This is a genomic window from Acidiferrobacter sp., assembly GCF_054609335.1.
On record NZ_JBTRWP010000006.1, the window covers coordinates 1 to 25,161 of the forward strand.

Sequence of the window (25,161 nt, forward strand, 5' to 3'; positions counted from 1 at the left end):
GGAGCGCCTCGGCAATCAAAAGCTCGTTATGCCCCATGCCATAAAAGTCCCCCGTATCAAGCACGTTGATGCCAGCATCGAGGGCGGCATGGATCGTCGCTAGACTTTCCGCGCGATCCGCCGGACCGTAAAAATCTGACATACCCATACAGCCGAGACCGAGGGGATAAGAGCGAGGGCCCACCTTACCGAGACGCCGTTGCGACATGATTTTCTCCTGCTTCGACATGTTTTATCCAAGGTAGCGGCAGGCTGCCGGCCCAGGGCAGACACACCCCACGTTGCCATTGAAGAGCATAACGGCAACCACCACTGCCGCCTAGCCGCCTCCTACACTTTCCCCACGATGCGCCACGCGCCCCAAGGCCTGATTATTGTGCTTCCCGTCGCCCCGGACATCATGCCTGATCCAAGAAGGGGGCGTTGAGGGGCTTTGTGCGGGCTCACTCGCGCATATCCATCGCCCGCGTCATTTGGCCAAAGGCCTGCCTGCTTGAGCGGGTCGAGGGCGTCACGGGGCGTTGTAGGCTGCCCGACTTCCCGTCATCGCCACCCAGCCCATACCGGCAGGGTAGACATAAACATATTGGCAATGGGGCCATAGACGTTGACAATAGGATGCATGCATGTTGCCAATACCAGGGCCGGGTGGCTACTATGACCAAAGCCGGTGCTCAAGGGGAAAACATCCGGAGATTCATCTTAGGCCACGTCGAACGGCATCCTTCGGATATCAGCAAAAAGACGGCCGAACATTTTGGTATTACGCGTCAGGCGGTCCATAGGCACCTGCGACATCTTGTTACCGACAAGGCGCTGTTGGAGCACGGCCAAACGCGCGGTCGCTCTTACAAGCTCGCGCCAACCCTGGAATGGCGCAAAGTCTTCACTTCGCTGCCCGATCTTGCGGAGGATGTCATCTGGAGAAACGAGATCGCGCCCACTATCGGCCAACTCCCAGAAAACGTTATGCATATATGGCATTACGGGTTTACGGAGATATTCAATAACGCCATCGATCATTCCGAAGGAACGGCGGTCCGGGTGGATGTGAGGAAAAATGCCGCGACCACGGAAATAACTATATCCGATAATGGTGTGGGGATATTCAAAAAGATTCAGACGGCGCTCGGGTTGTTGGACGAGCGACACGCGGTCTTAGAGCTCTCGAAAGGAAAACTGACCACAGATCCAAGCCGTCACTCTGGCGAAGGGATATTCTTTTGTTCCAAAATGTTTGACGACTTTGGCATCCTGTCAGGGGGGGGTTTCCTTCTCCCACGTATTTGGGGGCTCGGAGGACTGGATGCTCGGACATGAGTCGATAGACAGGACCATCGTATGGATGCGGCTCAACAACCATACGTCCCGCACCAGTAAGAAAATATTTGACCAACACACCACCGGAGAGGGTTACAGGTTCGATAAAACGATCGTCCCCGTAAGGCTCGCGCAGTATGGAGACGAGCAGCTTATGTCCCGCTCGCAAGCGAAACGATTGGTGGCTCGCGTTGAAAAGTTCAAGATCGTCATTTTAGATTTTAATGGTGTTGATATGATTGGCCAAGCTTTTGCTGATGAAGTTTTTCGGGTTTTCGCGAAACGCCATACCGGCGTCAACCTCAAATATATCAATGCCAACGCCGAGGTAATGAAATTGATCGAAAGGGTGACATCGACCGATATTGAAAAGACATAGCAAGACAAATCGCGCGATTGAGAAGATTTATCGGACTAAGGCCTCAACGCGCGCTTCTATGAAGGTTGGTGTTCTGAGTGGGAGAGTGACGGATCGCGTATTTCCCTCGGCGCCTCTGACGTCGTCTAGGGAGGAGTCGACCACGTCACCACCTTGGTGATGGGAAAATACCGCGACTCCGGCTGGGCTGCCGCGTGGTGCGCCATGCGGGCGGTGCTGCCGCCCCGGCGCATCCGTTGGGCAGGTTAGCTCGCGAGGGCTGTGATCCGTGCCTCCTGTTCGCGGAGCTTGCGCTGGCGCTCCTCGAAATCCGCGAGTCGCCGACGTTCCTCCTCGACCACGGCGGCCGGGGCGCGCGCGACGAAGTCTGGGCGCTCAAGCTTGGCGCGGGCACGCTCGATCTCACGGTCGATCTTTTCGATCTCTTTGGCGAGACGGCGCAGTTCGGCGGTCTTGTCGATCAATCCCTCCAGGGGGACTAAGACGCGTATCGCACCCACGAGTCCTACCGCGGATTCGGGCGTCTTTGCGCCCAGCGGGAGCAAGGTGATGGCCGAAAGTCGCGCAAGCGCCATGATCGTCTCTTCGTTGGCGCCGACGAGATCCGCTACATCGCTTGCGCCATCCAGAAGCACCGGGATGCGGGCGCCGGGCGCGATGTTCATCTCACCCCGGATCGTGCGCACAGCGCTTATGATGCCCATGAGTATCTGCATGTCAGCCGTTGCCCGGGGATCGATGCGGCTTGTGTCGCAATGCGGGTAGGGTGCGCGCATGATGGTGGGCCCGTCCCGGCCGCAGAGCGGCGCCACGCGATTCCAGAGGATCTCGGTGATGAAGGGCATGAGGGGGTGCAGGAGGCGCAGCGCGGTCTCAAGGACCCGCACGAGCGTGCGTCTCGTCCCTCGCGCTGTGAGAGGGTCGGCGCAGGTCAGGACTGTCTTCGACCACTCGACATACCAGCTGCAGTATTCGTCCCACACGAAACCGTAGAGGGCCTGCACGGCGAGATCGAAGCGGTAGGCACGGAAGGCCTCTTCGACGGCCCGTTCGGTTTCCTGGAGGCGCGACACGATCCAGCGATCACCCACGTTGAGGGTGTAGTCGCCCTCGTTCCCGCAGTCCGCATTCTCCGTATTCAAGAGCACGAAGCGGGTGGCATTCCAGAGCTTGTTGCAGAAGTTGCGATAGCCGTCGACGCGTGCAAGGTCAAAGTTGATGTTGCGCCCTTGGGTGGCGAGGCTTGCGAACGTCATGCGCAGGGCATCGGTTCCATAAGACGGGATACCTTCGGGGTATTCGCGCTCAGTGGCCTTGCGGATCTCTTCGGCCCGGCCAGGCTGCATGAGGCCGGTCGTGCGTTTGGTGATGAGGTCGGGGAGGCTGATCCCGTCTATGAGATCGATAGGGTCGATCACGTTGCCCCGTGATTTCGACATCTTCTGGCCCTTGGCGTCCAGCACGAGACCGTGGACGTAGACCTCCCGAAACGGGACATCGCCCGTGAACTTGAGTCCCATCATGATCATCCGCGCCACCCAGAAGAAGATGATGTCGAATCCGGTCACGAGGACTTGGGTGGGGTAGAAGCGCGTCATGGCGTCGCTCTTGTCCGGCCAACCGAGCGTCGAGAAGGGCCAGAGTGCAGACGAAAACCATGTGTCGAGGACGTCGGGGTCCTGGGAGAGAGTGACGTCTGCGGAGAGCCCATGACGCGCGCGCGCCTCCTCTTCGCTGCGCGCGACGTAGACCCGCCCCGACGCGTCATACCAGGCGGGGATGCGGTGACCCCACCAGATCTGGCGTGAGATACACCAGTCCTTGATGTTGCGCATCCATTCGTAATAGGTCTTGTCCCAGTTTTCGGGCACGAACCGAATGCGGCCGTCCTCGACCGCTGCGACCGCGGGCGCGGCGAGATCCGCTGTGCGCACATACCATTGATCGGTAAGCCACGGCTCGATCACAGCCCCGGTCCGTTCGCCGCGCGGGACCTTGAGTTTATGGGCCTCGGCGCGCTCGAGGAGCCCCTCGGCCTCGAGGTCGGCGAGCACCCGCGTGCGCGCTTCCTCGCGACTCAAGCCGTGGTAGGGGGAGCCCGGCAGTTGGATGCGAGCGGCCTTATCCAGGATGTTGGTGAGTGCAAGCCCGTGGCGCCGCCCGACCTCGTAGTCGTTGAAGTCGTGGGCCGGTGTGATCTTGACGCAGCCCGATCCGAAGGCAGGGTCCACATACTCGTCGGCTATGATGGGGATGTCCCGTCCTGTGAGGGGAAGTCTCGCGGTCTTCCCAACCAGATGCCGGTAGCGCGGATCCTCCGGGTGCACAGCGACAGCTTCGTCGCCGAGCAGGGTTTCGGGGCGTGTTGTGGCGACGATCAGGTGGCCGCCGGAGGCCAGTGGGTAACGGATGTGCCAGAGATGGCCATCTTCCTCTTCGCCCGTGACCTCGAGATCGGAGACCGCCGTCTGGAGTTGCGGATCCCAGTTGACGAGCCGCTGGCCTCGGTAGATGAGGCCCTCGTCGTAGAGCCGCACGAAGACCTCGCCGACTGCGTGCGAGAGGCCTTCGTCCAGCGTGAAGCGTTCGCGCGACCAGTCAACCGAGGCGCCCATGCGCCGCAGCTGTTCGCTGATACGTCCGCCCGAGCGGCCCTTCCATTCCCAGACTGCCTGCAGAAACCGCTCGCGACCGAGGGCCCCGCGGCTCTCGCCGGCGGCCTCCAGTTGTCTCTCGACGACCATCTGGGTGGCGATGCCGGCGTGATCGGTGCCCGGTTGCCAGAGGGTGTCGTCGCCACGCATCCTATGGTAGCGGGTGAGCGCATCCATGATGGTGTCCTGGAAGGCATGCCCCATGTGCAGGCTGCCGGTCACATTGGGCGGCGGGATCACGATGCAATACCCGGGTCCTTGCCCGGACGGCGCGAACACGCCGCTTGCCTCCCACTGTGCGTAAATGGTCTTTTCGATCTCTCCGGGCTCGTAGCTCTTGGCCAGGGTCTGCGAAGATTCAGTCATTTTGATGTCAGGTCAACTCTTGGAGGGCTTCAGTCAGGGCGCGTTCGAGGGCCGCCATCATAACAGGGTCGAGGCCCCGGTTCCCAGCTGCGCGCCAGAGGGCATCGACCCGCCGCGTGATCGCAGTGGCGCGGATCTGGGCGCTCAGGGCCTCACCCTTGGACGCCTCAAACAGGTCGGGGGTGGCGTCCTTTTCGGGGCGTGCCACGACCGCGCTCAAGGTCGGCAGGGGGGCGCCGATGGCCTGCGGCCGCCTCTCGGGTCGCGTCGGGCTTGCGATCGCCGCGGTCAGGACCGGGATTCCGTCGTCCCCCACTTGCGCATCGTTCTGCAGGTCAGTCGCGAGTGCCCGCAATCCAGCCAGGATATCCGGCAGCGATTCGCCCGATTCGTGGCTCACGGGAGGTTGTGAACGGCGGGCTCGAGGCCCTGCCGACGGTAGTGACGGAACCGTGCGCGTGAGCGCTCCTTCTCGGCGTCGGCGCCGCCCACGGGTTCGAGGACGCGCGCAAAGCCCGTGACCGAAGGCGGCGGGTCGGTCATCAACGGGATCAGGACATCCCCGCTGTCGGGGAGCCGTGCGCCTATGAGCACGGGTTCTTGCGTTGCGCCTTCCAGGCCGTGCGGAATGAAGCTTACGTCGGAGAACGTCCAGAGCTTCTGGTCCCAGGTACTGACCTCGTCTTCTGGCACCCAAAGAAAGACGCGGTGCCCATGTTTGTAGGCCGTCTCCACAAGCTTCAAGGCGAGTCCATCGCGCACCGCGTCTTCGCCGCCTAAGTAAAAGTCGACGCGGGTCATGCCGGTTTCGCGCGGCGCCTCAGAAATTCCACGAGTAAGGGAATCGGCCGCCCGGTCGCCCCTTTTTCCTTGCCCCCCTTGTAGGCGATGCCGGCGATGTCGAGGTGCGCCCAGGGATATTTTTCGGCGAAGCGCGAGAGGAAACAGGCCGCGGTGATGGTGCCGGCCTCGCGACCGCCGATGTTGGCCATGTCGGCGAAATTCGAGTCGAGCTGCTTTTGATACTCCTCCCATAAGGGCAGGGGCCAGACCCGGTCGGCCGCCGCTTGGCCCGCCTGCTCCAGTTCCCGAGTAAGAGTCTCGTCATTGCCCATGAGACCGCCCGCTTGTCCGCCCAGGGCGATGACGCAGGCACCGGTCAATGTCGCGATATCGATGACCGCGGCCGGCTTGAAGCGTTCGGTGTAGGTGAGCGCGTCACAGAGGATCAGGCGACCCTCGGCGTCGGTGTTCAAGATCTCGATGGTCTGACCGGACAGGCTCGTCACGATGTCGCCGGGTTTGACGGCGCTGCCACCCGGGAGATTCTCGGTCGTCGGGATGACGCCGACTAGGTTTATGGGCAGCTTCATCTCCGCGACCGCTTGGATTACCGCGAGCACGGTCGCCGCCCCGCACATGTCGAATTTCATTTCGTCCATATTGGCCGGCGGCTTCAAGGATATGCCGCCCGAGTCGAAGGTGACCCCTTTGCCCACGAGCGCAAGCGGGGGGGCGCTGCCGTTTCCGCGGTATTGGAGGACGATGAGCTTGGCCGGCTCGTGGGTGCCGCGCGCCACCGCCAGCAGGGCGCCCATCCCCAGAGTCTGCATCTCGGCCTCTTCGATCACATTGACCTCGAGCCCGCCGCGCGTACCGAGCGCCTGTGCCTGCTCGGCCAGGTAGGATGGTGTGCACATATTGCCGGGGAGATTGGCCAGGTCTTTCGCTAAGGTGATCGCGCGGGCGATTGCGCGGCCCGCCGACAGCGCCTCGTTCGCGGCGGATCCGAGCGCGCCCGCGGCCCCGAACTGGCATGATTGCGGGAGCGAGCGCGCATTGGCGCGGGTCTTCAGCCGGTCGAAACGGTAGAGTGCATCCTCGGTGGCCACCACCGCCTGTTCCAGGGCCCAGGCCGCCGACCGGTCCTTGACCTCAATCATGGGCAGAAAGCTCGCCATGGTCTTTACATGCAGATCGGATGCGGCCTGCGTCGCGCGCGTCACGGCTTCTTTGTACTGGGCGGGCTTGCATTCACCGGCTACGCCCATGCCGACTAGCAGTACGCGCTCGGCGCGGCCGACCGCCCGCAGGAGCGGCAGCGTCTGTCCCGGTTTGCCTTCAATATCGCCGCGTTGCACAATGGCCGCAATCTCGCCGCCGAGGAGTCTGTCGAGGGCTGTCGCTGCCTCCGAGAGCCCGCGATTTTCGTGGATCGCCACGATGAGGCATTCCGTGGCCAATTGATCAGGAGCTTCTTGAGTGAGGGCGTATTCCATAGGTCTCGGGGGTCTCGGGCTATTTTGGGTTTTGTCGGCGCCTAAGGCGTCTATGGTCATGATAAACCGCCTGCGTCGTCAGCAAAAGCCGTGATAGTCCATCGAGCCTTTTATCGCGAGGCAACACAGACCACGTTGCTCGTGACTCTGACGTTCCTGACCCTCTACCTCGTGGTCAGTCTCGTAAAGCTCCTGAGTGAGGCGGCAAGCGGCGAGTTCCCGGCACATATCGTGTTCCTGCTCCTCGCCTTGGAGCTCTTGAAGAACCTAGCTATGATACTGCCGCTTACGGTCTTCATCGGGCTCCTATTGACGATGGCGCGTTGGTATCGAGACAGTGAGGTGACGGTGCTGGCGGCCTGCGGCATCGGTTTGGGGCGCATCCTGCGGCCAGCGATGGTCTGGACCTGCGCCGTGGCGGCCCTGGTCGCCGCCGTCGCCTTTTATCTTGCGCCGATGGCGGCGCTTTTGCTCCATAAGATCAAGCTCGAGAACACCTCGGCCTATACGGCGGGCATCATTCCGGGGCGCTTCAATCATACGCGCAACGGCCGGGCGATCTTCTATGTCGAGCGGGTTGGCGCGAGCGGTCGCCTCCACAATATCTTCGTGAGCCGTACGCAGTTTGGAAAGGGCGGCGTGCTCATCGCCAAGCGCGGCTATGAGTTCAAGGATCGGCGCAGCGGCGCGCGCTTTCTCGTGCTCTTGAACGGACGGCGGTACCAGGGTCTCCCTGGCCGCGCCAATTACCGCATACTGCGCTATCGCACCTATGCGCTGCGGATCAAGCGGCGGCCCTTCACGCCGCTTATGGCCGATCTGACCCGTGACGAGATTCCGACCTTGCGTCTCATGCGCTCGTCGGACCCGCGCGCGATCGCCGAATGGCAATGGCGTCTCGCTCAGCCGCTGTCGCTGTTCATCTTGGCGCCGCTTGCGCTCGTTTTCGCTTATACCGATTCACGCCGGGGCGCCTTTGCGCCACTCTTTGGCGCGGTGCTTGCGTATTTTTCCTATGCCAATCTCTTGAGTGTCGCGCACGCCCTGCTTGCGCGTGGCCACGAGCCTCTCTGGCTTGGACTCTGGTGGGTACACGGCCTTTTTGCGGCGCTCGCGGCTTTGTTTTTTGCGCGCCGGGCGGCCGGTAAGACGCTCCTGCCGCGCCGCGCCCTCCGTTGATGCGCCTTCTTTATAACTATATTGGGCGCCGTCTGATCATGAGCACGGGCCTCGTTTTGAGCGTGTTCGTGGGCTTGTTCCTGTTCTTTGATCTCGTGACTACTGTCGACCATATCCGTCATGGCGGTTTTGCCAGGCTTTTTGTCATCCTGATGCTTGGGGTCCCGGCCAAGATCTCCATGCTCTTTCCTATGTCGGCGTTGGTGGGGGCCACGCTCGGCCTGTCGTCTCTGGCCATCGATGGGGAATTGACCGCCATGCGCGCCGCCGGCGTCTCGGTAGGACGCATCGCCTACGCGGCATTGCGGGCTGCGCTGGCACTCGGGTTGGTGGCGGCACTGCTTGGGGATTTTCTCGGACCCAAGGCCGACTCGCTCGCGCGCCGCGCCCAGGCTCAGGCCGCCGGCATCGGCGGGGCCGTGAATGCCCAGGGACTCTGGCTACGGGAGGGTCACAGTTTCGTGGATATAGGCGAGGTGCTACCGGACCTCAGCATCCTGCGGCTTACGATTTACCGTTTCCGCCATGGGCGTTTGGCGCACGAACTGTTCGCGGCGAGCGGCCGCTATCGTAACGGACGGTGGCGTCTGCGGGGTGTTTCCGAGACCGTATTCCGAAAGCAAAGACTGATCGTGAAGACCAGCCCCCGGGGGTACTGGAAGGGCATAGCGCCCAGTCTACTCTCGGTCTTTGCGGTCAACCCGCATACCCTGTCTCTGGTCGATCTGTTCCGCTACATCCGGCATTTGCAGCGCAATCGGCAGGCCACCCGGCATTATGAGCTGGTGTTTTGGTACAAGGTCCTGGCGCCTCTCACGACCGCCGCCATGGTGTTGCTGGCGGTGCCCTTTGTGTTCCGTCACGGGCGCCAAGGGGGGCTTGGCTTTCGTTTATTCACCGCGGTCGTGCTGGGCCTCATCTTCTACGTGTTCAATCGGGGCTTCGGCGATCTCACGCTGCTCTATCACTGGCCGCCCCTGCTTGGGGCAGGCGTCCCCACATTAGCGCTAGGCCTCGCTTGTCTGTGGTTTCTGGCGCGCGTGGGCTGACTTCGGCATGAACAGGACGCGGGTCCCGCTCAGACGGTCATGCAGGCACTGAGATTCGGGATCAATGAAGATCCAGAAATAGGCGCTACCAAAGAGGGCGAGCAGGGCGGTCGCGGCGAGATAATCTCCATGGAAGGAAAGTGTGAGACCTTCGATGAGTGCTGCCCACCAGCCGAGCGCCAGGACATAGCGCGCGAGCGCGCGACCGATACTGAGGCGCCCGCGCGCGCCCCGTACCGTAAGGCCCCAGGCGCGCATGCCTTGGGTCTGGCCGGACTTAAGCCAGGCCCGGCTGAAGTAGATGAGGCCAACCACCGGCAGATAGCCACGCAGGATGTCCTGCAGCAGCGGGCTTTGCGAATCATGAGCCACGGCGAAGGCGATGGCGAGTGGTGCCGCGGCTGCCACCCAGAGGGCAAACAGGAGAAGCGCATCGTAAGTATTCGCCGCCAGACGCCGAAGCAGGGCGCTTGTGCGGCCAGGAGGGGAACCAACAGTCTCGGCCGTGTTCAAAGCGTAATCAATCCGAGAGAAGCGAAGGAGGCAGGCGGCTCCGCTTGACCAACACCGGGTTTATGCACAGGGTTACGCACCATTTTTGTCGATATCTTCCTGTTTGTCTCAGAGGCGCCTCACACTGTACGAGGCGCGTTGTTTGCGTTACCCTTGCGACCGGCTCGTGGCCATAAGCGGCGCTCTCCTCGGGTCGTTTCAAGTTTCCGCTATATAGGGGTGCGGTATGGTATCAGGTGTTTCGCTGAATCTCATTGAGCTTGGTCACTTTGCGGCTTATCTTGCGTTTTTCGTGGCCATTACCCAGGCCTTGGCGCCTCTTGCGGGCCGGGTTTTCAAGATCCCGGGCTTGCGCGTTGTGTCCATCAATGCCGCTCCGCTCCTGTTTTTGCTGACAACCATCGGGGCTCTGAGTATCGTCTATTCGCTGCTCACGAATAATTTTTCGGTCCTCTACGTCGTAAACAACTCCAATACGCATCTACCTGTCTTTTATAAAATCGCGGCCTTATGGGGCGGTCATCGCGGCTCTCTGTTTCTCTGGGTCTGGATACTGACAGGCTACACCGCGGCCGTCGCCTATCATGGCCGGTCGCGCTACCCGGACCGTCTCGCGGTGATCATGGCCGTACAGGGTGCACTCATCGCGGGCTTCTACGGCCTCATTCTGTTCCTCTCTGATCCGTTTACGCGCGTCTTCCCGATTCCGCCGCAGGGCCAGAACATGAACCCGCTGCTCCAGGATCCGGGCATGGTCATCCATCCGCCCATGCTCTACATGGGCTATGTCGGGTTTTCTGTCCCCTTCGCGTTCGCGGTGACCGCGCTTCTCACTAATTGGCGGAGCGAGCTGTGGATCGGATACACACGCCGCTGGGCCCTTTTCGGCTGGGGGTTTCTGACCGCCGGCATCATCTTCGGTGCGTGGTGGTCATACTATGTACTCGGTTGGGGCGGCTATTGGGGATGGGACCCGGTCGAGAATGCCTCATTCATGCCCTGGCTCATGGGCACGGCCCTGATCCACTCGATCTCGGTACAGGAGCGGCGTCGCATGCTCCATACTTGGAACATCTTTCTTATCATTACGACATTCGCCTTGTCGCTGCTCGGCACCTTTTTAGTTCGGTCCGGCGTGCTGGCGTCGGTGCACACCTTCTCGGCGGCGCCCGGACAGGGCATCTACTTGCTGACCTTCATGGTGATTGTGTTGACGCTGGCCTTTGGGCTCTTTCTCATCAAAGGCGGCTATCAGCAGGCGGAGGAGACCTTTGTCTCGCCGCTCTCTCGTGAGTCCATGTTCATCTGGAACAATGTCATCTTTACCATCGCTTGCGCGTCGGTGATGTTGGGTACGCTCTATCCCTTGTTCCTGCAGGCGGCCACGGGCGCGCGTATCACTGTCGGTCCTCCGTATTTCGATCTTGTCATGGTGCCGATCTTCCTGGTCATGCTGGCTGTCATGGCCATAGGACCGCTCGTCTCGTGGCGTAAGGCCAACCTTCCGAAGCTGCGTGGCCGTCTTGTGGTCCCCGCGCTCGTAGGTGTGGCATTCGCTGCGGTGGTCGCGGTCGTCTGGGCCCCCGTCTATTGGACGGCGCCCGTGGCGGTAGGGCTCGTGGCCTTCGTCGCCGTCAGCATCATCAGCAATGTGGCGCGCGCTGTGAGTCAGCGCCGCAAGCAGCACCATGAGGGCGTGGGGCGCGCGTTTACCAGCACGGTTCTTGGTAATCGCCGCCACTACGGCGGCATGATCGTCCATATGGGTATACTCGTCATCACCATAGGTCTGGTCGGTTCCGGGCTCTTCAAGACCAGCAAGCTTGTGATGATGGCCCCGGGCGATGTGCTGCATCTCGCGCATGAACGTGTCCGCTTTGACGGCACGCGCAATGTTCGCGGTCCAGACTATAATGCGGTCGAGGGGCGTCTTACCGTGCTGAATAATGGCGCGAAGCTGTATCCCGAACAGAGAGTCTTTTTTGGGAGCCCGATGAAAGTGGAGCGGCCAAGCGTGAATTCGACCCTACTGCGTGACGTCTATGTGGATATTGGCGATCACCAGAACGGCAAGTGGGAGATCCATCTTTTCATCAACCCGCTCGTGAACTTCATCTGGATGGGTGGCGGTATCGTCATCGCCGGTCTCGCCTTCTCTTTGAGCGATTACGCTCGACGTCGCAAGCGTGTCGTCGTAGCTTCCGAGGTCGTGGCCAGCCAGTCATGAGACGGGTCGCGGCTTTGGTGGTCCTGTGGGCATGGCTTACGCCGTGCTTTGCGGCGACGATCGTTCATGAAAACGCTGTGCGTCGCCAGGAAATCGCGATCGCGAAGAAGCTGCGCTGTACGGTCTGTCAGGCCGAGTCGCTCGCCGTCTCGCAAGCTGGCATAGCGCAGGATATGCGCAAGCTCATTCGCCAAAAGCTGCGGGCCGGGGAGACGCCCGCGCAGATTCGCAGCTATTTCGTGAAGCGTTACGGCGACTACATCCTGCTTAAACCCCCCTTCGATCCGCTCGGTGCCATTCTGTGGATATGGCCGTTCGCGTTGGCCGCGGCCTTCGGTGGGGTTGCTATCGCGGTGATGCGGCGGCGTGCTCGCGCGCCTATGCCACCGTCTGCCCCCGAGCTTGGACCGGAAGACCAAGCGCGTGTCGAGGCCCTTACGCGTCAGGAGTAGCTATGTTTATTATCGTCATGTTGGCGGCGTTTCTTGTCTTATTCGCCGCTTGGTTCCTTACTCGTCCCATGAAAGGGTGGGTTGCTGCTGGAGGGAACCGTATTGCGCTCGAGTTGACCCGTGAAGAGACCTTGAAGCAGCTCCGCGAGATCGAGGCGGATCGGACCGATGGGCGCATCGATGAATCGGTCGCTCACGAGGAGACGGCCCGCCTGAAGTACGCGCTCGCACAGACCTTGCGGGCCCTGGAGGCCGAGGCGGGCATAGCGCCGGGGCCATCGGAGAAGCTACGGCGGCGGGGCTTTGTACTCGCAGGGTTGCTCGTGATCCTGACGGTTTTTGCCGCGACCATGGATTACTGGCAGAACAAACCCGCACTTTTGACCTTCGCCACGCTCAATTCGAAGGGGCAGATGCGTGGCGTCCACGGTTTCCCACCCATGGTGTTGAGCATGGTCGCGAAGCTGAAGCGTCACTTGGTCCGCCATCCGCGCGATACGGCGGGCTGGCTTGAGCTTGCGCGCGCCAACGTCGTGTTGGGCAAAGCGAAAGGGGCGCGCGATGCCTACGCCCACGCCTACAAGCTCGCCCCGGATGACGAGACCGTGCTCGCGAATTATGCGTGGCTTCTTTATTCCACGAATCCGTCCCAGACCACGGGGCTTGTGCACACCTTGTTCGAGCGCCTCTATAAACAGGATCCGCGCCAGCAGGATGCCCTGTGGTTTCTCGGGCTTGCCTCCTACAACCAGCATCATTTCCATAAAACTTTGAAGTATTGGGCCCAACTCGAAAAGGAGCTGCCCCCGGGCAGCAAGGCGCGTAGCGGGGTGCAGACGGCGGTCAGCAAGATTCGGATCATCATCGCCGCCGAACACGGGCGGGGGGCCGCAGCTACCCCGCAGGGCCCGAGCGCAGGCACCGGGAAGCCCGCCACCCCATGAGTGAGGGTCTATTCGCCGTGCGAGGATTGTCGTGCATGCGCGGCGATAGGACGCTTTTTGCGGGGTTGGCACTCGACCTCGCGCCAGGTGAGGCCTTGCATGTGCGAGGGCCGAACGGGCTTGGTAAGACCACTCTGCTGCGCGCGCTCTGCGGGCTCTCGCGCCCCATGCGCGGCGAGATCCGTTGGCGGGGCCAGAAGGTGTCGGATCTCGGCGAGGAATTCACCGCGGAGGTGGCCTATGTCGGGCACCTGAACGGCATCCAAGGGGATCTCACCGCGCTGGAGAACCTTCGGCTTACAAGCCAGATCTTTACGCGCCGCAAGCAACAAGGGGTGAGTGCCGGCGAGGCGCTCGAGCGCGTCGGTCTGCGCGCGCAAGCCGGCCGGCCGGCGCGCCACTTATCTCAAGGCCAGAAGCGCAGGCTTGCGCTCGCGCGGCTGCTCGTGTTGCGCCGCCCCTTGTGGGTACTCGATGAGCCATTCACGGCGCTCGACATGGCCTCGGTGGCGAGCCTTTCGTGTCTGATCGGCGAACATATGGCGACAGGCGGGCTTGCGCTGGTCGTTTCGCACCAGGCTTTCGATCTTCCGGGGATTCGGGATTTCGAGCTTGCTCATTACTGCAAGGCGCGCAAATGATGGCCGAATTGCTGGGGGCAATGCGTGCGGTGTTCGTGCGGGAACTGCTGGTGTTCTGGCGGCGCAGCACGGAGGTTATGACGGCGCTTGTGTTTTTTGTGATCGTCACGACCTTGTTCCCGCTTGCGATTGGGCCCGAGCGCCGTGAGCTCATGTTGGTGGCCCCGGGCGTACTGTGGGTGGCGGCGCTCTTGGCGACCACCTTGTCGCTCAATCATCTGTTCGCGAGCGACTATCAGGACGGGAGCCTGGAGCAGATGCTCATGAGCCCCTACCCCTTGTCCGCCATGGTGTTCTCCAAGATTGCCGCGCATTGGGTGCTGACCGGGCTGCCGCTCGCCTTGCTGTCACCCTTGCTCGCCATCCAATTGGCTCTACCGATGAAGGCGATCGGCACCCTCGTGGGGTCGCTATTATTGGGGACGCCGACTTTGACCTTGATCGGCGCCGTGCCCGCGGCATTGACGCTTGGCGTTCGTGGCGGGGGCGTGCTGGTTTCCCTGCTGGTTTTGCCGTTGTATACTCCGGTCCTGATCTTCGGTGCCGAGGCGGTCGCTGCGTCAGCAGGGCAAGGCTTCGCGTCGGTTGCGCATTTATCGTTACTGGGGGCGTTTTTGGCGCTGGCTTTAAGTTTTGCCCCATGGGCGAGTTCAGCTGCCTTGCGTGTGTCACTCGATTGATGAAGTTAATCCATAAATACGGCGCGCCCAAGCGGTTCTATGAACTCGCTGGCACTTTGGTGCCGTGGCTCGCGGCGCTCACCACGGTGTTGATGGTCGTGGGACTCTATCTGGGGCTTTTTTGGGCGCCGCGCGATTACCAGCAGGGCAATGCCTACCGCATCATGTTCGTTCATGTGCCCAACGCCTGGATGTCGATGATGGCCTACGTCGCCATGGCGGTCTTTGCGGCGGCGGGTTACATCTGGAATATGCGCCTTGCCGACATCCTCGCCAAGGTGACGGCGCCGCTGGGTGCCTCGTTTACGCTCACGGCGCTCGTCACCGGCTCCTTGTGGGGTAAGCCTATGTGGGGTACGTATTGGGTGTGGGATGCGCGGCTCACGTCGGAGCTCATCCTGTTCTTTCTGTATGTGGGTTACATGGCGTTACAGGCGAGTATCGATGATGCCCGCAGGGCCGCGCATGCGAGTGCCATCCTGGCGATCGTGGGGGCTGTCAACATCCCCATTATCCATTATTCGGTGTATTGGTGGCATACGCTGCATCAGCCCGCTTCCTTGACACTGACCAATCAGCCGAAGATCTATATCACGATGTTGATTCCGCTGATCATGATGTCGCTCGCCTTCACGCTTTTCTACCTGACCATGCTTTGTGTGCGCGCTCGCAGCGAGATTCTCTGGCGCGAACGGAACACGGATTGGGTTCGTAAGCTCATTGGGTCGCGGACATGAGCCTCCCGGCGTTTCTGCAGATGGGGCGGTTTACGGTATTCATCTGGAGCGCTTACGGGTTCACCGCTATCGTGGTTGTGTGGAATATCGTGCAACCGTTGATCCAGAGGCGGAAGGTGTGGGAGCGGCTACGCCGTAACCTGGACGACGGCGAGGAGGAGATTCATGAGGAAACAGAATAAAAGACTCTTGTTCGTCCTGATCGGGCTCGCGGGCGTAAGCGTCGCGGTATGGCTGGTCTTGTCGGCCTTCCGGCATAATCTCGTGTTCTTCTACTCGCCGACGCAGGTCTTGGCCGGCAAGGCGCCCAGTCACGGCGTCTTTCGCCTTGGCGGCATAGTCGAGAAGGGGAGCATCAAGAAAGATGGCCTCAGAACGACGTTCACGCTGACCGATCTGCGTCATAGTATGGTGGTCCACTATAAAGGCATCCTTCCCGACCTCTTCAGGCAGGGGCAGGGTGTGGTGGTGCAGGGGCAGCGCGATGGCGCGACGACCTTTATGGCAAGCCAGGTGCTTGCAAAACACGGCGCGAATTACATGCCGCCCGATGTCGCGGCCGAACTGAAACGCTCCATGGCGGCGAAGGCGAAGGCGGCGCTCTCGTGAAGAAGTTTCTGATTCCCGTCGCGCTTTTCATCGCGATCGGAATAGCGCTTGGGCGCGGTCTGTTTCTGAATCCGACCTATATCCCGTCGCCGCTCATCGGTAAGCCCATGCCGCAGTTCTCGCTACCCTTCGCGGCGAATCCGAAGGCCGATCTCAGTAATGCCGACCTGAAGGGTCATGTGACGCTCCTGAATATCTTCGCCTCGTGGTGCGTGAGCTGCAAACAAGAGATGCCGAACCTCATGCGTCTGCAGGCCCTGCGCCTCGTGCGCCTAGTCGGTGTCGATTACAAGGACACGCCCCATGGCCTCCACCATTACCTGAGCGCTTTCGGCGATCCGTATTCGACGATCGTGACGGACGAGCGGGGCATGACCGCGATCAACTGGGGTATCTACGGCGTCCCCGAGACCTTCGTAGTCAATAAGCAGGGGATCATCGCCTACAAGTTCGTGGGCCCGATCAGCTATCGGAAGCTGCACTCCAAGCTGATTCCCATGGTGAAGCGTCTAGAGGCACAGCCCGCCTGAGTGGGGCTGCGGGCGCTCAGGGCTCTGCCCGGGCACGCGCATTGACGGGGCCTCTCTGGCCTGACGTAAGTGCTCCCCATGCGAGACACACCTGACGGTCTCTGGGTGCAAAACCCATAGCTTTAGTCTGCGGCCTGGGTGTGGTACGCCTTCCGTTCAGCGCAAGGAGGCCACGCCCGGCTCGGCCATGGGGGCGACCACGTGCACGTCGACGCGGCGACCGTCGGGGCTCGCGAGCAAATGGAGTGGCCCCCCCGAGAAAACCGCCCGCCAGAAGGCTTGTTGCAAACCCTCATTGGAGCAATGGAGCCGTTTCATCTGACGGACCCGCCCGGCGGGCGATAGCGTGAGCACCGCACTGCAGACCCCGGTGGGCAACATGACGGGGTGACCGGTGCGGCGCATAGCCGTCCGCTCCATCGCCACCCGCACCGCATGCAGGCGGGCGGCGATAACCGTGTTGGCGGAGGTGCGCGGCCCCCCAAAGGCGCCCGCGCCCGATCGGGGCGTTGCAAGAGCGGGTGTCGTCGACGCTTGCGCCACCTGTGCCGCGACCGCCGCCTTGATCTGGCGCTTCAGTTGCCGTCCCGCCGCCGTCTGCTTGAGATTGCCGCTACGCATTTGCGCGATGATGACGGCGCGCCACTCGCCGGGCGTGGCCCCCAGAAACGCCGACGTGAGGCGGCAGAGGCGTGGTGCGAAGCCTGGACCGAGGAGAGTTTGCGGGCCCATCGCAAACCTTTCCCTTAAGGTTCGGGTGCACTGGATACGCAGGTGAGTCAGGAAGGTCGGTGGTGGGTAGTCGCGCGGGAGACCTGATTCCGGGGCCCCCGCCCGACAGTAGCGGGCGGGGGCCGGACAGGCGTTCTGAGGGATAAGCGATCCGGTCAGGGCAGCGTGTGCTGCCACGGTGGCCCATAGTAATACGGGCCCGATGAGTATCGACGTGATGCGCATGTCTCCCCCTCGCCGCGGGCGCGGTCTTGTGACTGAAGCATAGGTGAGGCTAGAGCTTCCAGCAAGGAGGTTTCGGGGCCAGCTATTCTGAATGTGACTGCCACCAAGAGTACGCGGTGGCCCGGCATATCCCGGTAAGCCGCCCGACTCCCGGCGTAAGCACCCTCAAATAGCCTCGTTCTGACGCCGTCACTGGGTTTCCAGGTTCTCTCACCCTATATTCGGGGCCCCTGAACCTCACATTGAGAATTGCGGGCTTGCACAAGCACGCATAATCTAACGAATGCGGGTGCTCGTTGCCACAATGGGAAGTGCTGCACAGCACTCAACGGGCTGGACCTTCTGCACGCAAAATGCTTTTGCGATAAAACCCCATGGCCGCCACGTCCAGTAGACTACAAAAGCCTGCCATTGCATAAATAAACACAATAGACTGACTTCTCCATATGTTAGTGGCAATAATAACGACAATCATGTAGGGAATGATCATAACCATTATGAACTTGAATAGGGCCACCGCTAGGGGCCGATACTTTTTGAGGTAGTTAAACCATATCGCAAAGACAGCCAACAAAACCAAGACTTCGGGGCTACTACTATTGGGATGGGTAGCGTTTAAATGCAATAGAACAAGGGTTGTAATAACCGTAAGCAAGGTTGATATAATAACCAGAGCAACCCCCAGGAACGACGGTATATCCTTCTGTAATCTCTGCAAATAAGCTAACCCCTCTTGATTCTCTTCAGACAGCGCTAGAGATGGTTTCGGCATCTGTTATCCTCCCTTACTCTTAGTATAATAAGCAAAATAATCAGATCATGCGTAACTGGCGCCGTCAAGGCGATCGCCATCCCTAACAATCCTCAATGCGACACCGGCTATGAGAGTATTCAGTAGTATGCGCTCATGCAGGTAAGCGCCCAGCATCCGGCACAGATGCATAGGGGCGCGGTCATTTTGATACCGTCAGCGCGTATTTCTGGCTTTATGGCTTCACATTGAGAATTGCTGGTTTCAGGGCATGGGCAATGGATTAGAATAGGGTCGATGTGGTGGCGACAGTTCGGCCAGAAACGGTCTGGGCGCAGGGGCGGTTTCGGGGCGGGGCTTACCGTAGAGACCAAAGGAGGCGTGGATGGCAGCGCACGATGGAGGGCCCCGGGGCCTTTTAATAGGCGAACTGGCGCGCTCTGCGGGGATCTCGGTTGAGGCGGTGCGCTTCTACGAGCGTCGTGGGTTGATCGAGCAGCCGCCACGGCCTTACGGCGGGGTGCGTCGCTATCCCGAGGCGCTGGTGCGGCGTATCGAGTTCATAAGGCACGCCAAGTCGCTCGGCTTTACGCTCGCAGAGGTGGGGGAGATGCTTGCGTTTTCGGGTGACGATCCCGCGACCTGCGGCGAGGTGCAGCGCATGGCGCAGGGCAAGCTCGCGCTTTTGCGCGAGAAGCGCGAGGCCTTGCGGTTCATGGAGTCGGTGCTCGAGACCTTACTCGAAGACTGCCGACGTCATGCCGATGACGCGGGTCACTGTCCTATCCTCGAGGCGGTCGAGGAGGGCATAGGCCCCCCAGGCCTACCCCGCGCGCATCGACCATAGCGGGCTATTTTGCGTATTGGAAGCCCACGCGCTCCAGTTCAGGGAGCGTTCCCACGATCCCGGGGGTGAGGACCACGCCGGGGATGAGGTGATTGGTGAATTCCGCCCCCATGCGTTCGTGGCTCAGATGCTCTGGGTTTACACCCTTCTTATGTAGCTTCATGGTGAGCTCCCAGATCTCGTTATGGCAAGCCAGGAACACCGCGCCTCGTTCTTGCAGTACCGGGATGCTGTTGTCGTGCGGCGAATACACGCCTTGCGCGTCTTCATAGTCTCGGGGGTTGGCGTGCGCAGCGGCCGCTTCTTTCACAAACCTGTCGGTCGGGGCCTTTCCTTTTGTGAGCTTGCCAAGTTGGTATTTGTCCCAGATGAACGTGTCGTAGAGCGCCAGATGCGCGGATCCATGGGTCGCTGAAACGCATAGGAAGTCGGGGTGGCGGAATGACCATATCTGTGTATTCATGGCATTGCGCATGAGGTTAAGCCACGGGCTTCCGATGGCCGTGTTGTCCCACACCTGGCGCACCCCGGCGCGGTAGTGCAGCAGCAGATCCAAGGCCTCGCTATCCCAGTCGCCGCGGTCCGTGAGGATCATGGGGACGGCCTTGAAGTCGCGGCGGCGCGGTGCGCGCGCCAAGGCCTGGGTGAGTTCGCGTAGACCGCGCGCTCCGCGCGGTTCTAGGTCCGGCGGCGACAAGGCCCGGGCGCCTGCGCCACCCGCCAATGCCACGCCCATCGCCGAAACACTTGCGCGTCTGAATAAATCCCGTCTCGTTAGCATAGTCGGCCCTCCTGGTTCGCTGTTATGGTCTCCTGCTGTAGGCCAGGACTATAAGCTTGGCGGCCATCCGCGCGGCAGTGCATAAAGCCGGAGGCCGACCTAGGGGGCGGCTTCATCCGCCAGATCGAAGCCTGGTCTGTCAGGGGTACGGCGCAGATCATCAGGAGTGTCGATGTCTTCGAGGACACCCGCATCCCGGCAGGGTACCTTGACCACAAGATGGCGGTGCGCTTTGATCAGCGCGAGCGCCCCGGCATCGCCGGTCAAGGCGCCAAGTTGTGGCCCGAGCGCCCGGCCGAATCCCACTGGATGGCCGCGGTGGCCCCGGAAATAGGGTGCCGCGATGATGGCGCCTCCACGCAGCTTGGCGGCCACTGCCTGCGCGGTCTCGGGTCTTATGTATGGCATGTCCGCAAGTGCCACAAGCCAGCCCGTCGATCCACCGGTTACGCGTACACCGAAGGCAAGCGACGCACCCTGGCCATTGTGCGTGTCGGGGCAGCACGCGATCTCGAATCCCGCTTGCCGCAGTTGTGTGGCAAGCGCGAGATCATCGGGCTTTATAACCGCCACGGCGCGATCGACGGCGGCACGTAGGGAGCGCGCGCTATGAACGGCGAGCGGTGCACCGTCGCTCAAGCGGTGGAGAAGTTTGGGAGATCCGAAACGCCGGCTACGTCCCGCCGCCAACAGTAGTCCTGTGATCATGGAATGAGGGCCTCGTGGTCGATAGGGTTTGACAAACGGTAGCTTGCCAATGGCAGTTCGCGCCGCTTTTCGGCAATGAGCGCCGCTGCAATCGCGACGGCAATCTCCGCAGGCGTACGGCTATGGATGGCGATGCCCGCGGGCCCTTGGATACGCGCCACGGCTGCGGGGTCGACGCCGAGCCCCAAGAGTCGTGCACGTCGCCTGAAATGGGTGTCCTTGGACCCGAGGGCCCCCACATAAAAAGCCGCGCTCGGTGCCGCCTCCCAGAGGGCCAGATCGTCGAGACGGGGGTCGTGGGCAAGCGCTAGGACGGCCATCCGGCAGTCAGGCTTCATGGATGCGACCGCATCGTCGGGCATGGCCGCGGTCACCGTGGCGAGGCCGTGGGGGAAGGTGGCGCGCAGCTCAGTGCGGGGTTCGCTGACTGTGATCGCAAAATCGAGGGATTGCGCTATGAGCGCAAGCTCCACGCTCACGGCTCCACCCCCCACAAGTAGTACGCGCCACGCGGGGCCATAAGCCCCGCGCCAGAGGCGGCCCGTCCACAGGGATTGCGCACGCGGGGGTGCAGGGTTCAGGGTGTATGCGCCGCTTTCCGCGTCTACGATGCGGTAAACGCTCGTACGCATGGCCATGGCTGAGCGCCACGCGTCGAGATGGCTGGGATCGGGGTCGTTTTCGACCAGGAATTCCACGCGCCCGCCACAGGGCAGAAAGACTCCGTCGGTGCCGCTTGCGGTCTCGACGCGCGGCTGTGGTCCCGAGATCTTGCTCATGCGATCCCTGATCCATGTCCCCAGGCAGGTCCCCGCGAGGGCGCCTGCTTGGTCGCCCCGCGCGTTGATCGCGTACAAGGTTCCGATCTCCTGTGGCGCTGAGCCATAGGTATGGACGATGGTCGCGAGCGTCACGCCCAGTCCTTGAGCGTGCCAATCGCAGAGGGCGTCGAGAACGGCGAGATCGCCGCGGCGCGCAGTCTCAAGCATGGCTCGGGATCGCGGGGAAGGGGAGCGTGCGCACACGGATTCCGCTTGCGGCGAAGATCGCGTTGGCCAGCGCTGGCGCCACCGGCGGGACCGCCGGCTCGCCCAAGCCTTGCGGGGCGCGGACGTTTTTCAAGAAGTGGACATCGATGCGCGGCATCTCGTCCATACGCAAGAGCGGATAACTGTCGAAATTATCTTGTTGAATGCGGCTGTCTTCCACGGTGATGGGCCCCTTCAAGGCCGCCTGCAGACCGAATACGATGGCGCCCTCGATCTGGGCGCGTGCGATATTCGGATTGACCACGAGCCCGCAATCGCACACGCACACGAGGCGGTCGATATGGAGCTTCCCTGACCGTATGCTGACGGAAGCGGCCTGCGCCATGCTAGTGCCGAAGGACCTATGGACAGCAACCCCGAGGCCCTGATCGCGCGCGTGCGGCCGGTCCCAGCCTATGGCGCGCGCCGCGGCCTTGAGCACGCGGCGTTGTGCCGGTTCTGATGCGAGGAGGGCGTATCGCAACGCCAGCGGGTCGCGACCCGCGGCATGCGCGAGTTCGTCCAGAAAGGATTCCTTGACGAAGGCGGTATACGAATCGGCGACCGAGCGCCAGAACCCGACTGGAACTTTCGGATCGCGTTCCACGTACCCGATCTCGATGTTGGGGATGCTATAAGGCATGCCGACGGCACCACCCACGGCGGTCGGGTCGACGCCGCCTTTTATGGCTGAAGGGTCTCGCGTACGCATGAGCGAGGCGGCAACAATGGTTTGCCTCCAGGCAATGGGCATACCGTGGGAATCGAGCGCGCCTTGGACCCTGTGGTAGCTGTAGGGACGATAAAAGTCGTGAGTCATGTCTTCCTCGCGTGACCACACCACCTTTACCGGCTGGGGGACCATGCGGGCGAGGGTCACCGCATCGGCGATGAAGTCGTGTTCGAGCCGTCGACCAAAGCCGCCGCCCAGTAGCGTGGTATGGACCACGACCCGATCGAGGGGCAGGCCCGTTAGGTGCGCTGCGATCGCCTGGGCGCCGGTCTGTGCCTGCGTGGGTGCCGAGATTTCACATAAACCATCATGGATGTGGGCCGTGCAGTTCATGGGCTCGAGTGGCGCGTGGGCGGCAAACGGGATCTCATAATCGGCCGCGATGACGCGTGGGGCGCGCCGGAGGGTCGCGCGGACATCGCCACGGCGCTCGGCGATCGCAGCCTCGGTGCCGGCCGCGCGGCGATACCCTTCGCGGATGGCGTGTGTCGAAGTCCGGGCGCCGTCCCCGTCTTTCCAGCGCATGGGAATAGCATCGAGGGCCTTCCAGGCAGTCCAGGTGTCAGTCGCAATCACGCCGAGTCCTTGATCGATGCGCGCAACACGCACGACGCCTGCCATCGCTCGCGCCACGTGGTCGTCGTAGTGGAGGAGGTGGCCGCCGATCATAGGGGGCCTGCGCACGACACCGATTAGAAGACCCGGCCGTTGCACGTCGATTCCGAACACCGCGCTTCCTGTGATCTTCGCCGGGGTATCGAGGCGTGGCAGTGGTCGGCCGATGATCTGAAAGCGTCGCGGCGATTTGAGACGTACGTGGCGAGGTACGGGGAGCTGCGCCGCAGCGTCGGCGAGCGCGCCGTAGGAGAGTCGTTGGCCATCTGGCAACAAGACGGCGCCGCGCGCCGTGCGCAGCCGCGCGTACGCGATACCGGTACGGCGGTGCGCTGCCTGAAGCAGCATGAGACGTGTGGTGGCGCCCGCCGTGCGCAGTGGCAGATAGCTCGAGCGTACGCTGGAGCTGCCGCCGGTGGCCTCCGCGCCGAGCGCGGGATTTATGTAGGCGCGGGCGGTGGGGGCCTGTTCGATCCGAAGTCGGTCCCAGTCGGCATCCAATTCCTCGGCGACCAGCATGGGTAAGGTAGTGAGGGGGCCCTGCCCCATTTCTGATTTGTCGACGACGATGACGATCTGGTCGTCCGATCCGATGCGCACCCAGGCGTTGGGCGCAAAGGTTCGCAGCTCCGGTCTTGCGCTGCGCATGCCTTGATGGGCGCCTGCCGCGCGCGTGTCGAGCGCGAGCAGGAGACCTGCGCCGGTGCCCACGATTTTGAAGAACTCACGACGATTCGGCATAGGGGGCATCCTTGCCCGCACGATGGATGGCGCGCCGGATCCGCGCATAGGTCCCACAGCGACACAGATTCCCCGACATGGCCGTGTCGATGTCGCGATCAGTAGGGCGCGGATGGCGCGCGAGGAGCGCGGCGGCGCTCATGATTTGCCCCGACTGACAGTAGCCGCACTGCGGAACATCTTCCGCGATCCATGCCTTCTGGACCGGGTGCTGGCCATCGGGTGATAGGCCTTCTATCGTAGTGACACGGTGGCCGGCCAAAGATCCTACGGGCACCGAACAGGAGCGGATGGGTATGGCGTCGAGATGGACCGTGCAGGCGCCACAGACGCCGATACCGCAGCCGTATTTCGTGCCGATCAGCCCCCACTCATCGCGGATCACCCAAAGCAAAGGCGTGTCCGGAGACGAATGCACTTCTCTGTCGGTGCCATTGATGACGATCCGCATGGCGTTACCCCCATTGTAACGGCCAGTCTAGGGGCGTCAGGCGAACGGGACCTAGAGACCTTTGGGTCCCACGCCTCGTCACTGTCCCGGCGCCAGGGATTCGGGCGCAGAGAAGCCTGCGTCGCTATGCGTCTGTGTCTTCGGGGCTCACATGGTCGGTGCCGGGCAAAAAACGCAGTGAGACGGAATTCACGCAGTGACGCTCGCCCGTCGGTGGCGGCCCGTCGGGAAATACATGTCCGAGGTGTCCCGCGCAGCGCGCGCAGCGGATCTCCGCGCGGCTCATACCGTGGCTTGTATCCTCACTGCGTGTTATGTGTTCGGGATCGAAGGGGCGGCTGAAGCTCGGCCACCCGGTCCCCGACTCGAATTTGTCCGTGGACCGAAAGAGCGGCAGGGTACAGAGCCGACAGACGAAGGTCCCGGCGGCGTGTTCGTGCAGCAACCCCCCGCAGAAGGGGGTCTCGGTGCCCGAGGCGAGCAGCACGCGGCGCTCCTCCGGGGTCAGATCTTTCACGCGTCGCTCGTAGACGATCGATGGCAGCGGCGAGAGATCGTAGCCGGAGGCCGAATAGTGCTTAGGCTTGTCATGACTCATGGCAGTGGGCTCAGGGTGGGGGCTCGTCGCGCAGCATGTGCCTGAAATACCGGCGCAGCTTCTCGACTTTGGGGGTCGCCACATGCGCAATATAGGGCTGCGACGGGTGGCAGGCGGCGTAATTGTTATGGTAGCTCTCAGCCGGATAGAAGGGGTGCTCTGTCACGACCTCAGTCACGATCGGGTCCTTGAAGAATTGGTCGCGCGTTAGACGTTCGATGGCGGCCATGGCCGCGGCCCTTTGTTTCTCATCGACAGAGAAGATGGCGGAGCGATATTGCCGCCCGCGATCATTGCCTTGTCTATCCTTTTGGGTCGGATCGTGCGCCACCGAGAAGAACACCTTGAGTAGATCTTCGTAGCTTATGCGTCGCGCGTCATAGGAGATACGC

Annotated in this window: 29 protein-coding genes; 14 read left to right on the forward strand and 15 right to left on the reverse strand. The window is 61.9% G+C overall.

Annotation, left to right across the window (positions count from 1 at the left end; genetic code table 11):
- Nucleotides 1–208, reverse strand: a 208-nt coding sequence (locus ACYCTF_RS02430) for an aldo/keto reductase (RefSeq protein WP_461284510.1), incomplete at its 3' end; no start/stop codon positions are given.
- 449 nt (nt 209–657) lie between these two features.
- Between ACYCTF_RS02430 and ACYCTF_RS02435 the strand changes: the two genes are divergently transcribed.
- A complete protein-coding gene (locus ACYCTF_RS02435) occupies nt 658–1,320 on the forward strand; it encodes an ATP-binding protein (RefSeq protein WP_461283318.1) in 663 nt (220 codons plus the stop codon).
- Entirely contained in the window at nt 1,307–1,699 is a 393-nt protein-coding gene (locus tag ACYCTF_RS02440; RefSeq protein WP_461283319.1) for an STAS-like domain-containing protein, read from the forward strand. The genes ACYCTF_RS02435 and ACYCTF_RS02440 overlap by 14 nt, the downstream gene beginning before the upstream one ends.
- A gap of 245 nt (nt 1,700–1,944) precedes the next feature.
- On the opposite strand, the gene ACYCTF_RS02445 is transcribed toward ACYCTF_RS02440, so the two are convergent.
- The 4 genes from ACYCTF_RS02445 to ACYCTF_RS02460 are packed head-to-tail and all read right to left on the reverse strand — an operon-like array spanning nt 1,945 to nt 6,998.
- On the reverse strand, nt 1,945–4,698 hold the full coding sequence (locus tag ACYCTF_RS02445; RefSeq protein WP_461283366.1) for a valine--tRNA ligase: 2,754 nt from the start codon (nt 4,696–4,698) through the stop codon (nt 1,945–1,947).
- A gap of 28 nt (nt 4,699–4,726) precedes the next feature.
- Entirely contained in the window at nt 4,727–5,119 is a 393-nt protein-coding gene (locus ACYCTF_RS02450) for a hypothetical protein (protein ID WP_461283320.1), read from the reverse strand.
- Entirely contained in the window at nt 5,116–5,520 is a 405-nt protein-coding gene (locus tag ACYCTF_RS02455; protein WP_461283321.1) for a DNA polymerase III subunit chi, read from the reverse strand. Before ACYCTF_RS02455 ends, ACYCTF_RS02450 begins: the two co-directional genes overlap by 4 nt.
- Nucleotides 5,517–6,998, reverse strand: coding sequence for a leucyl aminopeptidase (locus ACYCTF_RS02460; RefSeq protein WP_461283367.1), 1,482 nt, complete (start codon nt 6,996–6,998; stop codon nt 5,517–5,519). Before ACYCTF_RS02460 ends, ACYCTF_RS02455 begins: the two co-directional genes overlap by 4 nt.
- Nucleotides 6,999–7,088: 90 nt before the next feature.
- On the opposite strand from ACYCTF_RS02460, the gene lptF reads away from it, so the two are divergent.
- Both lptF and lptG read left to right on the forward strand, forming a co-directional pair.
- Complete coding sequence (gene lptF, locus ACYCTF_RS02465) at nt 7,089–8,177, forward strand: LPS export ABC transporter permease LptF (RefSeq protein ID WP_461283322.1); 1,089 nt, start codon at nt 7,089–7,091, stop codon at nt 8,175–8,177.
- Nucleotides 8,178–8,215: 38 nt separating this feature from the next.
- The gene (gene lptG / locus ACYCTF_RS02470) at nt 8,216–9,226 is read left to right on the forward strand and encodes an LPS export ABC transporter permease LptG (protein WP_461283323.1); all 1,011 of its coding nucleotides are present in this window, start codon (nt 8,216–8,218) and stop codon (nt 9,224–9,226) included.
- Here the strand turns inward: lptG and ACYCTF_RS02475 are convergent.
- Nucleotides 9,185–9,739 carry an RDD family protein gene (locus ACYCTF_RS02475; RefSeq protein WP_461283324.1) on the reverse strand — a complete coding sequence of 185 codons (555 nt, stop codon included), beginning with the start codon at nt 9,737–9,739 and terminating at the stop codon, nt 9,185–9,187. The genes lptG and ACYCTF_RS02475 overlap by 42 nt on opposite strands.
- A gap of 226 nt (nt 9,740–9,965) precedes the next feature.
- On the opposite strand from ACYCTF_RS02475, the gene ACYCTF_RS02480 reads away from it, so the two are divergent.
- From ACYCTF_RS02480 to ACYCTF_RS02520, 9 genes are read left to right on the forward strand one after another with little or no spacing between them, the layout of a single operon-like run.
- Nucleotides 9,966–11,966: a heme lyase CcmF/NrfE family subunit gene (locus tag ACYCTF_RS02480; protein WP_461283325.1), complete on the forward strand. Its 2,001-nt coding sequence runs from the start codon at nt 9,966–9,968 to the stop codon at nt 11,964–11,966.
- Entirely contained in the window at nt 11,963–12,418 is a 456-nt protein-coding gene (locus ACYCTF_RS02485) for a cytochrome c-type biogenesis protein (RefSeq protein ID WP_461283326.1), read from the forward strand. Before ACYCTF_RS02480 ends, ACYCTF_RS02485 begins: the two co-directional genes overlap by 4 nt.
- A gap of 2 nt (nt 12,419–12,420) precedes the next feature.
- On the forward strand, nt 12,421–13,362 hold the full coding sequence (locus tag ACYCTF_RS02490) for a TPR domain-containing protein (protein WP_461283327.1): 942 nt from the start codon (nt 12,421–12,423) through the stop codon (nt 13,360–13,362).
- Complete coding sequence (ccmA, locus tag ACYCTF_RS02495) at nt 13,359–14,003, forward strand: cytochrome c biogenesis heme-transporting ATPase CcmA (protein ID WP_461283328.1); 645 nt, start codon at nt 13,359–13,361, stop codon at nt 14,001–14,003. Before ACYCTF_RS02490 ends, ccmA begins: the two co-directional genes overlap by 4 nt.
- On the forward strand, nt 14,000–14,683 hold the full coding sequence (gene ccmB, locus ACYCTF_RS02500) for a heme exporter protein CcmB (RefSeq protein ID WP_461283329.1): 684 nt from the start codon (nt 14,000–14,002) through the stop codon (nt 14,681–14,683). Before ccmA ends, ccmB begins: the two co-directional genes overlap by 4 nt.
- Entirely contained in the window at nt 14,683–15,420 is a 738-nt protein-coding gene (locus ACYCTF_RS02505; protein ID WP_461283330.1) for a heme ABC transporter permease, read from the forward strand. The genes ccmB and ACYCTF_RS02505 overlap by 1 nt, the downstream gene beginning before the upstream one ends.
- Complete coding sequence (gene ccmD / locus ACYCTF_RS02510; protein ID WP_461283331.1) at nt 15,417–15,602, forward strand: heme exporter protein CcmD; 186 nt, start codon at nt 15,417–15,419, stop codon at nt 15,600–15,602. The genes ACYCTF_RS02505 and ccmD overlap by 4 nt, the downstream gene beginning before the upstream one ends.
- Entirely contained in the window at nt 15,586–16,029 is a 444-nt protein-coding gene (gene ccmE / locus ACYCTF_RS02515) for a cytochrome c maturation protein CcmE (RefSeq protein ID WP_461283332.1), read from the forward strand. The genes ccmD and ccmE overlap by 17 nt, the downstream gene beginning before the upstream one ends.
- Nucleotides 16,026–16,559, forward strand: a complete 534-nt coding sequence (locus tag ACYCTF_RS02520) for a DsbE family thiol:disulfide interchange protein (protein ID WP_461283333.1) — start codon at nt 16,026–16,028, stop codon at nt 16,557–16,559. The genes ccmE and ACYCTF_RS02520 overlap by 4 nt, the downstream gene beginning before the upstream one ends.
- A 156-nt stretch (nt 16,560–16,715) precedes the next feature.
- On the opposite strand, the gene ACYCTF_RS02525 is transcribed toward ACYCTF_RS02520, so the two are convergent.
- A complete protein-coding gene (locus ACYCTF_RS02525; RefSeq protein WP_461283334.1) occupies nt 16,716–17,516 on the reverse strand; it encodes a hypothetical protein in 801 nt (266 codons plus the stop codon).
- Between the two features lie 325 nt (nt 17,517–17,841).
- Nucleotides 17,842–18,288 (reverse strand): hypothetical protein, encoded by a 447-nt coding sequence (locus ACYCTF_RS02530; protein WP_461284511.1) that lies wholly within the window; start codon nt 18,286–18,288, stop codon nt 17,842–17,844.
- Between the two features lie 364 nt (nt 18,289–18,652).
- On the opposite strand from ACYCTF_RS02530, the gene ACYCTF_RS02535 reads away from it, so the two are divergent.
- Complete coding sequence (locus ACYCTF_RS02535; RefSeq protein WP_461283336.1) at nt 18,653–19,114, forward strand: MerR family DNA-binding protein; 462 nt, start codon at nt 18,653–18,655, stop codon at nt 19,112–19,114.
- Between the two features lie 4 nt (nt 19,115–19,118).
- On the opposite strand, the gene tetH is transcribed toward ACYCTF_RS02535, so the two are convergent.
- The 7 genes from tetH to ACYCTF_RS02570 form a co-directional block, all read right to left on the reverse strand.
- Entirely contained in the window at nt 19,119–19,895 is a 777-nt protein-coding gene (tetH, locus tag ACYCTF_RS02540) for a thiosulfate dehydrogenase (protein WP_461283337.1), read from the reverse strand.
- A 99-nt stretch (nt 19,896–19,994) separates the two neighbouring features.
- Complete coding sequence (locus ACYCTF_RS02545; protein WP_461283338.1) at nt 19,995–20,603, reverse strand: nucleotidyltransferase family protein; 609 nt, start codon at nt 20,601–20,603, stop codon at nt 19,995–19,997.
- Nucleotides 20,600–21,592, reverse strand: a complete 993-nt coding sequence (locus ACYCTF_RS02550; protein WP_461283339.1) for an XdhC family protein — start codon at nt 21,590–21,592, stop codon at nt 20,600–20,602. Before ACYCTF_RS02550 ends, ACYCTF_RS02545 begins: the two co-directional genes overlap by 4 nt.
- Nucleotides 21,585–23,720 (reverse strand): xanthine dehydrogenase family protein molybdopterin-binding subunit, encoded by a 2,136-nt coding sequence (locus tag ACYCTF_RS02555; protein WP_461284512.1) that lies wholly within the window; start codon nt 23,718–23,720, stop codon nt 21,585–21,587. The genes ACYCTF_RS02550 and ACYCTF_RS02555 overlap by 8 nt, the downstream gene beginning before the upstream one ends.
- Nucleotides 23,704–24,171 (reverse strand): (2Fe-2S)-binding protein, encoded by a 468-nt coding sequence (locus ACYCTF_RS02560; RefSeq protein WP_461283341.1) that lies wholly within the window; start codon nt 24,169–24,171, stop codon nt 23,704–23,706. The genes ACYCTF_RS02555 and ACYCTF_RS02560 overlap by 17 nt, the downstream gene beginning before the upstream one ends.
- Nucleotides 24,172–24,295: 124 nt before the next feature.
- Nucleotides 24,296–24,769 (reverse strand): peptide-methionine (R)-S-oxide reductase MsrB, encoded by a 474-nt coding sequence (msrB, locus tag ACYCTF_RS02565; protein ID WP_461283342.1) that lies wholly within the window; start codon nt 24,767–24,769, stop codon nt 24,296–24,298.
- 10 nt (nt 24,770–24,779) lie between these two features.
- On the reverse strand, nt 24,780–25,161 hold a 382-nt coding region (locus ACYCTF_RS02570; RefSeq protein WP_461284513.1), incomplete at its 5' end, for a peptide-methionine (S)-S-oxide reductase.

Excerpts from the sequence above, each read along its gene's own strand:
- ACYCTF_RS02435 (WP_461283318.1), top strand. The coding sequence starts at position 658 with ATGACCAAAGCCGGTGCTCAAGGGGAAAACATCCGGAGATTCATCTTA.
- ACYCTF_RS02440 (WP_461283319.1), top strand. The coding sequence starts at position 1,307 with ATGCTCGGACATGAGTCGATAGACAGGACCATCGTATGGATGCGGCTC.
- ACYCTF_RS02455 (WP_461283321.1), bottom strand. The coding sequence starts at position 5,520 with ATGACCCGCGTCGACTTTTACTTAGGCGGCGAAGACGCGGTGCGCGAT.
- ACYCTF_RS02460 (WP_461283367.1), bottom strand. The coding sequence starts at position 6,998 with ATGGAATACGCCCTCACTCAAGAAGCTCCTGATCAATTGGCCACGGAA.
- lptG (WP_461283323.1), top strand. The coding sequence starts at position 8,216 with ATGAGCACGGGCCTCGTTTTGAGCGTGTTCGTGGGCTTGTTCCTGTTC.
- ACYCTF_RS02480 (WP_461283325.1), top strand. The coding sequence starts at position 9,966 with ATGGTATCAGGTGTTTCGCTGAATCTCATTGAGCTTGGTCACTTTGCG.
- ACYCTF_RS02485 (WP_461283326.1), top strand. The coding sequence starts at position 11,963 with ATGAGACGGGTCGCGGCTTTGGTGGTCCTGTGGGCATGGCTTACGCCG.
- ACYCTF_RS02490 (WP_461283327.1), top strand. The coding sequence starts at position 12,421 with ATGTTTATTATCGTCATGTTGGCGGCGTTTCTTGTCTTATTCGCCGCT.
- ccmA (WP_461283328.1), top strand. The coding sequence starts at position 13,359 with ATGAGTGAGGGTCTATTCGCCGTGCGAGGATTGTCGTGCATGCGCGGC.
- ccmB (WP_461283329.1), top strand. The coding sequence starts at position 14,000 with ATGATGGCCGAATTGCTGGGGGCAATGCGTGCGGTGTTCGTGCGGGAA.
- ACYCTF_RS02505 (WP_461283330.1), top strand. The coding sequence starts at position 14,683 with ATGAAGTTAATCCATAAATACGGCGCGCCCAAGCGGTTCTATGAACTC.
- ccmD (WP_461283331.1), top strand. The coding sequence starts at position 15,417 with ATGAGCCTCCCGGCGTTTCTGCAGATGGGGCGGTTTACGGTATTCATC.
- ccmE (WP_461283332.1), top strand. The coding sequence starts at position 15,586 with ATGAGGAAACAGAATAAAAGACTCTTGTTCGTCCTGATCGGGCTCGCG.
- ACYCTF_RS02525 (WP_461283334.1), bottom strand. The coding sequence starts at position 17,516 with ATGCGCATCACGTCGATACTCATCGGGCCCGTATTACTATGGGCCACC.
- ACYCTF_RS02530 (WP_461284511.1), bottom strand. The coding sequence starts at position 18,288 with ATGCCGAAACCATCTCTAGCGCTGTCTGAAGAGAATCAAGAGGGGTTA.
- ACYCTF_RS02535 (WP_461283336.1), top strand. The coding sequence starts at position 18,653 with ATGGCAGCGCACGATGGAGGGCCCCGGGGCCTTTTAATAGGCGAACTG.
- tetH (WP_461283337.1), bottom strand. The coding sequence starts at position 19,895 with ATGCTAACGAGACGGGATTTATTCAGACGCGCAAGTGTTTCGGCGATG.
- ACYCTF_RS02545 (WP_461283338.1), bottom strand. The coding sequence starts at position 20,603 with ATGATCACAGGACTACTGTTGGCGGCGGGACGTAGCCGGCGTTTCGGA.
- ACYCTF_RS02550 (WP_461283339.1), bottom strand. The coding sequence starts at position 21,592 with ATGCTTGAGACTGCGCGCCGCGGCGATCTCGCCGTTCTCGACGCCCTC.
- ACYCTF_RS02555 (WP_461284512.1), bottom strand. The coding sequence starts at position 23,720 with ATGCCGAATCGTCGTGAGTTCTTCAAAATCGTGGGCACCGGCGCAGGT.
- ACYCTF_RS02560 (WP_461283341.1), bottom strand. The coding sequence starts at position 24,171 with ATGCGGATCGTCATCAATGGCACCGACAGAGAAGTGCATTCGTCTCCG.
- msrB (WP_461283342.1), bottom strand. The coding sequence starts at position 24,769 with ATGAGTCATGACAAGCCTAAGCACTATTCGGCCTCCGGCTACGATCTC.